Genomic DNA, 11,278 nt, shown 5'->3' on the forward strand with positions numbered 1-11,278 from the left:
CGCGCACCCGCCCGCGCACGCCGCCGCTGAGGCGGGCGTCGGCGGCCGCCACGGGGGAGCCAACGGCCTCGGCGGCCGCCACGGGGAACGAACGCCGAAGGGCGGGACCGGATCGATCCGGTCCCGCCCTTCGGCGTTGCGTGCGACCGCCGTGCGGCGGTGGCGACGGGTCAGCCGCGCTGGATGCCCGTGGTGTCGGTCAGCAGGCCCTGCGAGCCGTCCTGGAGCTGGGCGACCAGCGCGGCGCCGCGCTGCTCGACCGCCAGGTACCAGGTGCCCGGGACCAGCTCGCCGACAGGGGCCCCGGCCGGGTTGTCCTTCGGGGCCAGCTGACGCGGCGCCGGGACGGCGAACCAGAACGGCGCGAAGTCGGCAGCCGGAGCCGCCGGAGCCGCCGGGGCGGGCTGGGCCTGGGCGGCCGGAGCCTGCTGGGCGGCGTGCTGGGCCGCGGCGTCCTGCGGCTGGCCGGCCTGGGGCTGACCGCCCTGCGGGGCCGGGTAGCCGTAACCGCCGGGCTGGCCACCGAACGCCGGCGGCTGCGCCTGGAGCGGGTCCTGGCCGGGGGCCGGGTAACCGTACTGGCCGGGCTGGCCCGGCTGGCCCGGCTGGCCGGCCTGCGGGCCCGGGTAGCCGCCAGGGTAGCCCTGCGGGACGGCCGGCTTGTCGGTGACCAGGGGCGCCTTGAGCGCGGGGATCAGCGGGCTCGCCGCGGCGGCACCGGCCAGCACGATCAGCGAGATGACGGCGAGCCAGGCGCCGAAGCCGTGGTCCAGGCCCTTCGGGCCGCCGCCCAGGGACCAGATCGAGGTCCAGAGCGCGGCGACGGCGAAGGCGATGCCCCACTGGTCCAGCCGCAGGCCGAGCACCTGGCGGTTGGCGGCGGCCTCACCCTGGAAGCGCTGCACCAGGATCAGCACGGCGGCGAGGATGCCGAGCAGGAAGACCGAGGGCAGGACGGGGAACAGGACGCTGTCCCAGGCGTTCTGCGACGTGTCGCCGCAGTACCTGCCACTGCAGTCGACGGTCCAGTACGGCAGGAAGGAGGCGATGAAGAGCAGGACGGCCGCACCTGCGACGGCGGCGTCTCCCCTGGTGAGAGCGCGCAGATTCACTAACGTTCCCCTCGTTGGTGTGTCGTGGACGGCGGTGGTGCTCGGTCGGCTTGACCGGTCCGGAAAACTCCGAACGGACCAGAAGCCTAGGGCCAACCGCCTCGCGGGTGCACAGCGGGCTCGGGAATGGGGCGAAGTCGTTGCAAACTGCGCGGGCCCGACTCCTGCCGTCCACCTGATGGTCGGGCAGGCCCCTCGGCCGCAGGCGCCTACCGCGTGGTCAGAAACGTCGTCAGCGCGTCGGCGATCCCCTGGGCCGCCTGCTGGCGCCACTGAGGGTCCGTCATCCGCCTGGCGTCGACCGAGTTGCGCATGTTACCGCACTCGATGAAGACCTTGGGCACGGTGGAGAGGTTCAACCCGCCGAGGTCGGAGCGGGTGTCGAGCCCCTGACTCGCCGTGTAGTCGGCGTACTGCTCGCCGCTGGCCGCGCGGAAGCCGTCGCGCAGGAGCAGGCCGAGCCGGTGGGAGGGGGCGACGATCGCGGAGTTGTCCGCCTTCCCCGCGACCACCTTGGCGGGCGTGATCACGTGGAACCCGCTGCCGCCGGCCGGGCCGCCGTCCCCGTGCACCGAGACCGCCACGTCGGCGTGCGCCTCCGCGCCCGCCCGGGCGCGCTCGTCGATGCACGGTCCCCAGGGCCGGTCGCCGTCCTGGACCAGCACCACCGTGGCGCCGCGGGCGGTGAGGATCGCGCGGGCCCGGCGGGAGACGTCCAGGGAGAACTCGGCCTCGGTGTAGCCGGCGTTGGTGGAGGTGCCGGTGGTGTCGCACTCCTTGCGGGCGTTGCCGATGTCGACCAGGCGGTTGATCTCGGTGGCGTGGGCGAAGTTGCCGGGGTTGTGGCCGGGGTCGAGCAGCACCGTCCGGCCGGCGAGGCCGGTGGACGCGGGGGCGGAGGCGCCGGGAGTGGTGGCCGGGCCGGAGGCGGGAGTGGTGGCGCCGGCCTCGGGGGTGGCCGGCGCGGCACTCGTCGGCTCCGGTCCGGTCGGGGTGGAGGTGGCGGTGGGGGTGGCGGTGGCGTCCGGGGAGGCCGGGGCCGTCCCGGCGGCCGTCGTGGCCGAGGGCGCGGGCGGGGCGGCCGCCTCCGCCGCGTGGACCGACGGCGCCGCGTCGTCCGCCTTGCCGGGGTCGCCGACGGCCTGCCAGAGCAGCCAGCCGGCCAGGCCGAGCGGCACCAGCGCGCCGGCCACCGTGGTGGTGAGCAACAGGCGGGAGCGGCGCGGTGGTTCGTCGTGCGGGTTGCCCTGGGTGGTGCGGGTCACGGGTGGTTCAGATCCTGTCCTGGGTGCGCGCGGTCAGGCCGTACGTGTCGGCGATGGCCTTCCACTTCGTCACGAAGTCCTTCTTCGCCTGGGTGGCCTGCGGATTGAGCTCGTCCGCGTGCTTCTTGTCCGTGGTGTTCGGCGCGGAACCGGAGCAGCCCTGCGCGGACACCGCACGGGCCCAGCTCGCGTACGCGCGGTCGATGTCGGCGGACAGCTGCCAGGCCGACTTCAGCGACGCCACCGCGTCCGCACCGCCGGGCAGGTCCGTGACGGCCAGGGTGGCGAGCTTGGTGAGCAGCTGGTCGCGCTGCTTGGCGCCGGAGTCGAAGACCTGGGCCGCGCTGTCGATGTCCGCCTTGGACGGGCAGCTGCTCACCTTGGCGACCGCACTGCCGATCGGCGCCTTCGCGCTCTCGCCCTGGGTCAGCAGGTCGTCCAGCGCCTTGGCCTGGGTCGGCGCGTTGGGACCGGCCGCACCGGCGGTCGGGCTCGCGGAGGCGGAGGCGGAGGCGGTGTCGGTGGCGGCCGGGGTCGGCGCACCGGTCGAACCGGTGGGTGCCGGGGCGGGCTGCGCGTTGCCGGAGGCCGGCGCGTCGGTGGGCGCGGCCGTGGCGGACGGACCGGGGGCGGCGGCCTTCTCGGCCGGGTCGCCGTCGCCCTTCACCGCCCAGAGGATGCCACCGCCGAGTGCCAGCACGAAGAGCAGGGCGAAGCCGATCAGCACGGGCGCGCGCTTGCTGCCGGGGCGGTCCTCGTCCTCGGGGTCCTCGTAGCCGGTGGCGTAGTCCGGCTGTCCGTACGGCGGCTGCCCGTACGGCTGCTGGGGGTAGGGCTGCTGCCCGTACGACTGCTGGGGGTAGGGGGGCTGCTGCGGGGCGGCCGGGGGGCCGTAGCCGCCGGGCGGGCCCTGGTGCGCGCCCGGGCCCGGGTTCTGCGGGGTGGCGTGGCCCGGGAAGCCGCCGGAGGGCGGGGCGGCCGGGGGCGGGGTGACCGGCTGCGGGGCGGTCGCCGGGAAGGCGGGCGCGGTCGGGGCGTCGTAGCCGGGGGCGCCCGACAGGTACGGGCGCGCCCCCAGCGGCGGTCCCTGGTCGCCGACGGCGCCCGGCGCGGGCGGCTGCTGCATCGGCGGCCGCTGTCCCGGCGCCGGCTGGGCCGGCGGTTGCGGCGCGGGCGGCTGGAACGCGGGCGGCTGGGGTGACCCGGCGGGTGGCGCCGCCGCGGGCGTGGCGGGCGCGGGTGCGGCGGGGTTCTGTGCGGCGCCCGGGGCAGGCTGCTGCTGCGGCCCGCGGACCCAGCCGCCGGCGCCGCCGCGCGCGGTGGGGTCCCAGACCGCCGGAGCGGTGTTCTGCTGGTCGGTCATTGCGCTCTAGCCCCCACCGTCTGCCCGGATGCTCTGCCTGGTGCCGTGCCGGGGTACCACTGTGCCCCGGTACCGCCGTGTCGCCCGGTTGCCGCCCGGTCGCCGTTCCGTCGCGTGCGGCACCCGTCGGCGCCGCGCGGACACCGTACCGTTCGAACCCCCGCCCGACAGCCCCGGCTCGACGTTAGAGCATCCGTGATCGCCCGTGGGGCGGGTCCGCGGATCTCGCTTCGGCCGGATCAGGCGGCGGTACGGCGCAGCACCCGCAGCGAACCGGTCACCGAGACCTCCTCGAACCCCTCGGCGAGCGCGCGCAGGTAGACCCGGTACGGAGCCTGCCCGCCGTCCGCCGGGTCGGGGAAGACGTCGTGCACCACCAGCAGGCCCTCGGGCGCCAGGTGCGGCGCCCAGCCCTCGTAGTCGCCGGTGGCGTGCTCGTCGGTGTGGCCGCCGTCGATGAAGACCAGGCCGAGGCGGCCGCCCCAGAGCGCGGCGATCTGCGGCGAACGGCCGACCAGCGCCACCACGTGCTCCTCCAGCCCGGCCGCGTGCAGCGTGCGGCGGAAGCGCGGGAGGGTGTCCATCTGGCCGACTTCCTGGTCCACCAGCGTCGGGTCGTGGTACTCCCAGCCGGGCTGCTGCTCCTCCGACCCGCGGTGGTGGTCGACGGTGAGCGCCACCGTCCCGGCCTCCCGGGCCGCCGCCGCCAGCAGGATCGCCGAGCGCCCGCAGTAGGTGCCGATCTCCAGCACCGGAAGTCCGGTCCGCCGGGCGGCGGTCATCGCCGCCGCGTACAGCGCCAGCCCCTCGTCCACCGGCATGAACCCGGTCGCGGCCTCGAACGCCGCCAGCACCTCGGCCCCGGGTCGCGTGTTCTCCAGGAGGTCGGACATGCTGCAGCTCCTTGCCGGGGGTGGTCGGTACTCCGTACTCGCCGTCGGACCCTACTCGACGGTACGTCCCGTCGTCCCGCCCGCCCCGACCGGCGCGGAGCGGCACGGAGCGGCGCGGAGCGGCGGGCCCGGCGCCGTCGGCCTTCCCGCGCCGGGCGGCGTCAGCGGGTCCGCCGGCCGGCGCCGTCAGCCGGCGCCGTCAGCCGGCGAGGAGCGTGCGGGCGATGCGGGTGCGGTGGGGGGCCAGCTCGGCGTTGATGGCGGCGGCCTCGGCGGCAGTCGTGGTGACGGCGGCCGGGAGGTCCGGCCTCCGGTCCAGGAGGGCCAGCCGCAGGTGGGTCGGCGGGTGGGTGGAGTCCACGGCACCCCGGTCCAGGGCGGAGCGGCGCAGCAGGCGCTCGTGCTCCAGCGGCGGGACGGCGGCGAGGTGGTCGCGCAGCTTCTCCCAGAGCTCCTCGGTGGCCGTGGCCTGCGGGGCCGGCCCCGTCGCCGAAGGGTCCGCGCCGCGGCGGGGCGCACGGGGGCGGCCCTGCAGCTCCGCGCGCACGCGGGTCACCACGGTGTCGACGGTCCCGAGCAGCAGCAGCGTCCGCAGCAGGCGGCGGGTCGCCCCGGTGGACGCGACCCGGGTGGCCAGCGTGTCCGCGTGGTACTCGGCCTGCTGTCCGGCCCGCGCGGTGAGCCGGTCGAGCAGCCCGAACACCCGCCGCAGCATCCAGGCGACGACGCCGAGCACGGCGTTGGTGACGAGGTCGGTGAAGTGGAGCAGCAGGTGCATCAGGCCCACCCCGCCGCCGGCGTGGGTGCGCGGCCGGGCGAGCTCGTGCCAGTGCGCGATCGCGTGGATCGCCGAGCCGAGCCAGAGGCCCCGCCGGTGGTCGCCGTTGACCCGGTGGCCGAACTCGTGGCCGAGCAGGGCCACCCGCTCCTGCTCGCCGAGCGCCTCCCAGAGCGGCAGGCCGAGGGTGAGCACGCTCCGCCGGCGCAGCCCGACCGCCTCCACGCTCGCGTTGAACTCTCCGTCGACCCGGATCACCCCGACCGGCCCGGCCCCCACCTCGGCGGCGACCCGGTCCGCCAGCCCGTACAGGGCGGGTGCCTGGGCCCGGTCCAGCACGCCCTCGTCGCGCGGGGGGCGGCCGAGCCGCGGCCGCAGCAGGACCACGACCGCGAGCACGATCGCGCCGAGGCAGCGCAGCGGGGTGTTGCCGGTGACGAGCAGCCAGAGACCCCAGGAGAACAGGGAGGCGGTGGCGAGGTGGACGACGGTGGCGATGGCGGACGCGGCCAGCCAGTCCCGCCGCCCGGCGGTGGCCGTACGGCCGGTTGCGACGTCCTCGTAGAGCCGGTCGGTCCGGGCGGCTGCGGCCGCCTCCTGCCGGGTGGCCGCGGCGCGCTCCGGCCCCGGGGTGAGGTTCCAGTCGCAGTGCGGGCACCAGACGGTGAACCGCGGGTCGGCGTCCAGCGCGGCGGCGCAGCGCGGGCAGGTCTGCGGGGCGGCGGCGGGGGCCGCGGCAGAAGTGGCCGCGGCGGGAGTGGGCACGGGGGGAGTGGGCACGGCGGACGATCATGCCAGCGGGGGCCCTTCGCCGACACCCCGATTCCCGGTGGGCCGCTTCCGTCTTCGTCCGGGCCGGGCCCCAACCGGTGAAACGTGTTCTACTCCGGGCGGGCGGGGCGTGCCAGAATCGGCCCGACCACCGATCCGAGGGGAATCCGGGAGCAGCCCCATGCGCGCAGCCATCCTGCACAAGACCGGCCAGGACACGCTCGACGTCCGCGACGACGTGGTGGCGGTCGGTTTCGGCCCCGGCAAGGTGAGAGTCCGCCTGAGGGCGGCCAGCCTCTGTCACTCCGACCTCTCGGCGATGAGCGGCGTCCTGCCGCAGCCCGCGCCGTTCGTCCCCGGCCACGAGGGAGCCGGTGACGTGGTGGAGGTCGGCGAGGGCGTGACCGGCGTCGGGGCGGGCGACCGGGTGGTGCTCTGCTGGATGGCGCCCTGCGGTCGCTGCGCCCACTGCGAGCGGGGCCGCGGGCACCTCTGCGTCTCCAGCCTGCGCCGGCTCGGCGCCCCGGGCTTCCGGTTCGACGGCGGCGGTGCTCCGGTGGACGCCTCCGGCTTCTACGGCACCGGTGCGTTCGCCGAGGAGGTGGTGGTCGAGCGCGACGCCGTGATCAAGGTCCCGGCCGACCTGCCGTACGAGCTGGCCGCCCTGATCGGCTGCGGGGTGACCACCGGCATCGGTGCCGCCGTCCACACCGCGCAGGTCGAGCCGGGGTCCTCCGTCGCGGTCATCGGCGCGGGCGGGGTGGGCGTCGCGACCGTGCAGGGGGCCCGGGTCTGCGGCGCGGGCCGGATCGCCGTGGTCGACCCGGTCGTGTCGAGGCGGGAGCGGGCGCTGGCCTTCGGGGCCACCGACGCGCTCGCCCCGGAGGAGCTGAAGGCCGTCGCGAAGGGCCTGCCGGGCGGCGGCTTCGACTACGTCTTCGAGGCGGTCGGCCGTGCGGCCACCGTCCGGGCCGGGTACGACGCGGCGAGGCGCGGGGGCGCGGTGGTGGTGATCGGCGCCGGGGCGCAGGACGACCTCGCGCAGTTCACCATGGGCGAGCTGTTCTTCAACGAGAAGCGTCTGCTGCCCTCGCTGTACGGCGGGACGTCGGTGCCCCGCACCATCGCGCTGGTGGTGGACCTCTGGCGGGCCGGGCGGATCGACCTCGCGGGGATGATCACGCACCGGGTCGGGCTGACGGACGTCAACGAGGCCGTCGCGCAGATGCGGGGCGGCGAGGCGCTGCGCACGGTCGTGACGCTGGACTGAGTTCCCGGCGCCGGAACGCGGCAGGGCCCGCCGGTCGACACATCGTGCGACCGGCGGGCCCTGCCGCGTACTGCGGGAGCGGCTCAGCGCTGGTCGGCCCCGGCGCCGAGCCGGTGCCGGCCGTGCGGGTCGGCCTCGGGGCTGTCGTCGGCGGCGGTGCGGCCGCGGTGGCGGCCGTGCGACGCGGTGTCCTCGGCCGTGGTCTCGTCGGCGTCGGTCCCGTTGGCCGCGGGTCCGGTGGTGTCGGTGAGGGTGTCGGACATCAGAATCGTCTTCCGTGCGAGGGTGCAGGTGTGTCGGCGCCCGACGGGCGCCGCGGGCGGCGGGCGGGCGTGTGGCCGGCCTGACCGGGCGCGCGAACAGCGCCGGAGCCGGTGATCACGGCCCGCGCCCCGGCCACCATAACGGCCGGAACGGGCGAGATCCTATCGAGATCACGTCGGGTGGCCTGCGAACGGCGCGGCGCCGCGCTGCCCGGCCGATCCCAACCAGTGGCCCACCAGTTCGCGGTAGAGCGGCGACAGCACCTGGAGATCGCCGTGCCGGGCGAGCACGCCGCGGCCGCCGTCCAGCAGCAGGACGCGGTCGGCCCGGAGCGCCGAACTGATCCGGTGCGCCACCACGACCAGGACTCCGGGGCGGGCGGCGAAGGCGCGCTCGACCCGCTCCTCGGCGGTGGCGTCCAGGTGGCAGGTCGCCTCGTCCAGCACCACGACGGGCGCGGGGGAGAGGTACGTCCGCACCAGCGCCAGGAGTTGGCGCTCGCCGGCCGAGAGCGCGCCCGGGTCGGCGAGCTCGGCATCGGGGCCGCCGAGCCGGGCGACCAGTCCATCCGCACCCAGGAGGGCCGTGGCGTGGGCGAGTTGGGCATCGGAGGGTCGGGCCCCGGCGGGTGGGACGGGCCAGCAGAGGTTGGCGCGTACCGTACCCGGGAACACGTACGCCTCCTGCGGGAGCAGCGCCACCAGGCGGGACCGTTCGGGGCCGGGGAGGAGGTGCGGGCGGACGCCGCCCACACGGACCTCGCCGTCGAGCGGGGCGAGCAGGCCGGCGAGCAGCGCGGCGAGGGTGGACTTCCCCGTTCCGCTGGGGCCGACCACGGCCAGGTGCTCGCCCGGGGCCAAGGTCACGTCGAGGCCGGAGAAGACCGGTTCGGCGGCCGGGCCGTGGGCGTAGCGGAGGGCGGTGAGACGGAGACCGACGGTCGCGGGCGGGGGCACCGGGGAGGAGGGGGCGGCGGGCGCGGGGCGGGGTTCCGGCCCGCCGGACGTGGTGGCGAGCCGGTCGAGGACGACGGCCAGGCTCAGCAGCCACCCGCCGACCGTTCCGGCCAGGGTCCTCACCGCGGGGTCGAGTTGCTGGAGCAGATAGGTGGCCACGCCGAGCAGTTCGCCGGGTGTGAGGCCGCCGCCGCCGAGCAGCCAGGGCGACGCCGCGACCACCGCCAGCACCGGCAGGCGGCCGCCGAGCGCCACCACCAGCGAACGGAGCGCCGCGGCCCGGCCGAGCGCGCGGGACGCCGCGGCGCTGTTCCCGGCGGTGGCGGCGAGGGCCTCGGCCGTCCTGTCGCCGGAGCCGGTGGCCTGGATGTCGCGCAGGCCGTGGAGGGCGCGTCCGGCCTCGGCGGCCAGGCGCTCCTCCGCGAGCACCACGGCGCGGCGGCGCTCCACCAGCGGACGGAGCAACCGGGCGAACAGCAGCCCGGCGGCGATCAGCGGGACGAGGACCAGCGGCAGGACGGCCGGCGCGAGCAGGGCGAGGCCCGCCAGGGCGGCGACCAGGGTCACCCCGACCCCGCGCAGCGTGCGGAGCAGGGTGGCGGTCAACTGCCGCGCGGACTCGACCTGTTCGGTCAGCCGGGCGACCTCGGCCGGGTCGGCGTGCGGCCGGGCGAGCGCACTCCGGACGACCCGCTCCACCAGGGTGTCGCGCAGCGGCTCGACCACGGCCGCGAGGTACGGGAACCCGGCCCGCGCCGCGTACGCACGGGCGGCGGTCACCGCCCCGAACCCGGCCAGCCAGGCCACCCCGACCCCCGGCCGTCCGGCCAGGAACCCCCGGTCCACGGCGGCCGACACCATCAGTCCCGAGGTCAGCGCGGGCAGCGCCTCCACCCCGGACCACCCGAGCAGCCGCCACAGCGCCCCGGGGGTGGTCGCGAGTTGCCGGCCCAGCAGCGTCCAGCCGGGCGGGCGTCGCCGCACCGGACCGCCCGCGTGCGGCATGCCGCGGCCGTCGCGGTGGCCGTTGCCGGTGCGGTGGCCGGTGTCCAGGGCGGCGCCGTGGCCGTGACGGCGCCCGGTGCCCAGGGAGGCGCCGTGGCCAGCGCTGTGACGGCCCATCAGGCGGTGGCCGCTGCGAGGGCGGTGCCGGAGAGGGTGGCCCGGTAGGCGGGGTCGGCGAGGAGCTGGGCGTGCGGGGCGAGGGCGCGGAGCCGGCCGGCGTCGAGCCAGGCGACCAGGTCCGCGCGGGCGGCGGCCGACTCGCGGTGTGCGACCACCAGCCGGGTGCTCCCGTGGGCGGCCCGGTCCAGGGCCTCGGTGATCTGGTACTCGGTGGCGAGGTCGAGCCCCGAGGTGGCGTCGTCCAGTACCAGGACCCGGGCCGGCCGGGCCAACAGCCTTGCCAGCCCGAGGCGCTGCAACTCGCCGCCGGAGAGCCGGAGCTCGTCCAACGGAGTGTCCCGGCCGGCCGGCAGCCGCCGCAGGAAGCCGTCCGCCCGGGCCGCGGCCACGGCCGCGGGGCCGGCGCCGTCCAGCGCGTCGCGGACCGTCCGGCCGGTCAGCGCGGGGCGTTCGAAGGCGTATCCGACGGCGCGCCGCAGTTCGGGGGCGGCCAACTCCCCGACGGGGACGCCGTCGACGAGTACCCGCCCCTCGTCGGGGTCGCGCAGCCGGCCGGGCAGCGCGGCCAGCAGGGACTTGCCGCAGCCGGAGCGGCCGACCAGGGCGACGGTGCACCCGCCCGGGACGGTCAGGTCGAGAGGCCCGAGCAGCACCCGGTCGCCGTCGCGCACCACCACGCCCCGGAAGGCGAGTTCGCCCGCTCCGCCCTCCGGGAGGACGGCCGTGCCGCCGGTGGCCGGTGCGAGCGCCAGCAGTTGGTCCACCCGGGCCTGCCCGGCCCGCGCGTGCGCCACCCCGACCAGCGCCTCGACCTGCTCGAACAGTCCGGCCCCGAGCGCCGCCCAGCCGGCCGCCGCCGCGAGGGCGCCGGGCGCCAGCGTGCCCGCCGCCACCAGGGCGCCGGCCGTGGCCAGCACCGCCACCTCGACCACGGCGATCAGCAGCGTCGCCTGCCACGCCGTCCGCCGCTGCGCCGCCCAGAGTGCGTGCCCGGCCGCCGAGAGCGCGGGCAGCGGCTCCAGGACGCGCGCCTCCTCGCAGCGCAGGGCCCCGGCCGCGTGGATGCTGCGCAGCCCGGTGAGCGCCCCGGTCAGCCGGGCGGCGAGGTCGGCCTGCACCTCCTGGTAGCGGACGAAGACCTGCCCGGCCTCCCGCAGGAAGAGCCGGATCAGCACCACCCCGGGCACCACCCCGCCGAAGAATGCGAGCGCCAGCCACGGCGAGAGCACCCCGAGCCCGACGATCGCGCCGGCCGAGGTGAGCAGTGCGGTGGCGGCGCCGAGCACGGCGGGCAGCCGGCCGCCGGCGTCCGCCGCGGAGCCGACCAGCCGCGCGGCCAGGTCGCCGGGCGGCGGGCCGTCGCGCCACAGGCGGCCGCCGGGGCCGAGGGCGAGCAGGTGGCGGACCAGCCGCCCGCGCAGGCCGGCGGTGGCCTCGGCCGCGCAGGCGGGACCGGCCGCGGCGGCGAGCGCGTCGGCGGC

General features: G+C 77.4%; 9 protein-coding genes. 1 reads left to right on the top strand and 8 read right to left on the bottom strand.

Annotation, left to right across the window (positions count from 1 at the left end):
* Nucleotides 1-170: 170 nt before the first annotated feature.
* The 5 genes from J5Y04_RS20155 to J5Y04_RS43570 all read right to left on the bottom strand — a co-directional run bounded on the left by J5Y04_RS20155 (nucleotide 171) and on the right by J5Y04_RS43570 (nucleotide 6,191).
* Nucleotides 171-1,112 carry a hypothetical protein gene (locus J5Y04_RS20155; RefSeq protein WP_209413461.1) on the bottom strand — a complete coding sequence of 314 codons (942 nt, stop codon included), beginning with the start codon at nucleotides 1,110-1,112 and terminating at the stop codon, nucleotides 171-173.
* 209 nt (nucleotides 1,113-1,321) lie between these two features.
* On the bottom strand, nucleotides 1,322-2,377 hold the full coding sequence (locus J5Y04_RS20160) for an N-acetylmuramoyl-L-alanine amidase (protein ID WP_209413462.1): 1,056 nt from the start codon (nucleotides 2,375-2,377) through the stop codon (nucleotides 1,322-1,324).
* A 7-nt stretch (nucleotides 2,378-2,384) separates the two neighbouring features.
* Nucleotides 2,385-3,740 carry a hypothetical protein gene (locus tag J5Y04_RS20165; RefSeq protein ID WP_209413463.1) on the bottom strand — a complete coding sequence of 452 codons (1,356 nt, stop codon included), beginning with the start codon at nucleotides 3,738-3,740 and terminating at the stop codon, nucleotides 2,385-2,387.
* Between the two features lie 239 nt (nucleotides 3,741-3,979).
* Nucleotides 3,980-4,633: a class I SAM-dependent methyltransferase gene (locus J5Y04_RS20170; protein ID WP_209413464.1), complete on the bottom strand. Its 654-nt coding sequence runs from the start codon at nucleotides 4,631-4,633 to the stop codon at nucleotides 3,980-3,982.
* 199 nt (nucleotides 4,634-4,832) lie between these two features.
* On the bottom strand, nucleotides 4,833-6,191 hold the full coding sequence (locus tag J5Y04_RS43570) for a M48 family metallopeptidase (protein WP_209413465.1): 1,359 nt from the start codon (nucleotides 6,189-6,191) through the stop codon (nucleotides 4,833-4,835).
* A gap of 172 nt (nucleotides 6,192-6,363) precedes the next feature.
* Here J5Y04_RS43570 and J5Y04_RS20180 point away from each other — a divergent pair, with 172 nt between their 5' ends.
* The gene (locus J5Y04_RS20180; protein ID WP_209413466.1) at nucleotides 6,364-7,452 is read left to right on the top strand and encodes an alcohol dehydrogenase catalytic domain-containing protein; all 1,089 of its coding nucleotides are present in this window, start codon (nucleotides 6,364-6,366) and stop codon (nucleotides 7,450-7,452) included.
* 83 nt (nucleotides 7,453-7,535) lie between these two features.
* On the opposite strand, the gene J5Y04_RS20185 is transcribed toward J5Y04_RS20180, so the two are convergent.
* The 3 genes from J5Y04_RS20185 to J5Y04_RS20195 form a co-directional block, all read right to left on the bottom strand.
* Nucleotides 7,536-7,715 (bottom strand): hypothetical protein, encoded by a 180-nt coding sequence (locus tag J5Y04_RS20185; protein WP_209413467.1) that lies wholly within the window; start codon nucleotides 7,713-7,715, stop codon nucleotides 7,536-7,538.
* Between the two features lie 171 nt (nucleotides 7,716-7,886).
* Nucleotides 7,887-9,794 (bottom strand): ATP-binding cassette domain-containing protein, encoded by a 1,908-nt coding sequence (locus J5Y04_RS20190; protein ID WP_245205074.1) that lies wholly within the window; start codon nucleotides 9,792-9,794, stop codon nucleotides 7,887-7,889.
* The coding region (locus tag J5Y04_RS20195) for an ABC transporter ATP-binding protein (RefSeq protein WP_209413468.1) at nucleotides 9,794-11,278 on the bottom strand (1,485 nt) is incomplete at its 5' end. The genes J5Y04_RS20195 and J5Y04_RS20190, both read right to left, overlap by 1 nt.

The organism is Kitasatospora sp. RG8, from assembly GCF_017813315.1.
Lineage (GTDB): Bacteria > Actinomycetota > Actinomycetes > Streptomycetales > Streptomycetaceae > Kitasatospora.

Bases quoted from the DNA above. Each gene is read 5' to 3' on its own strand.
- J5Y04_RS20165 (WP_209413463.1), bottom strand. From the start codon at position 3,740: ATGACCGACCAGCAGAACACCGCTCCGGCGGTCTGGGACCCCACCGCG.
- J5Y04_RS20170 (WP_209413464.1), bottom strand. From the start codon at position 4,633: ATGTCCGACCTCCTGGAGAACACGCGACCCGGGGCCGAGGTGCTGGCG.
- J5Y04_RS20180 (WP_209413466.1), top strand. From the start codon at position 6,364: ATGCGCGCAGCCATCCTGCACAAGACCGGCCAGGACACGCTCGACGTC.
- J5Y04_RS20185 (WP_209413467.1), bottom strand. From the start codon at position 7,715: ATGTCCGACACCCTCACCGACACCACCGGACCCGCGGCCAACGGGACC.
- J5Y04_RS20190 (WP_245205074.1), bottom strand. From the start codon at position 9,794: ATGGGCCGTCACAGCGCTGGCCACGGCGCCTCCCTGGGCACCGGGCGC.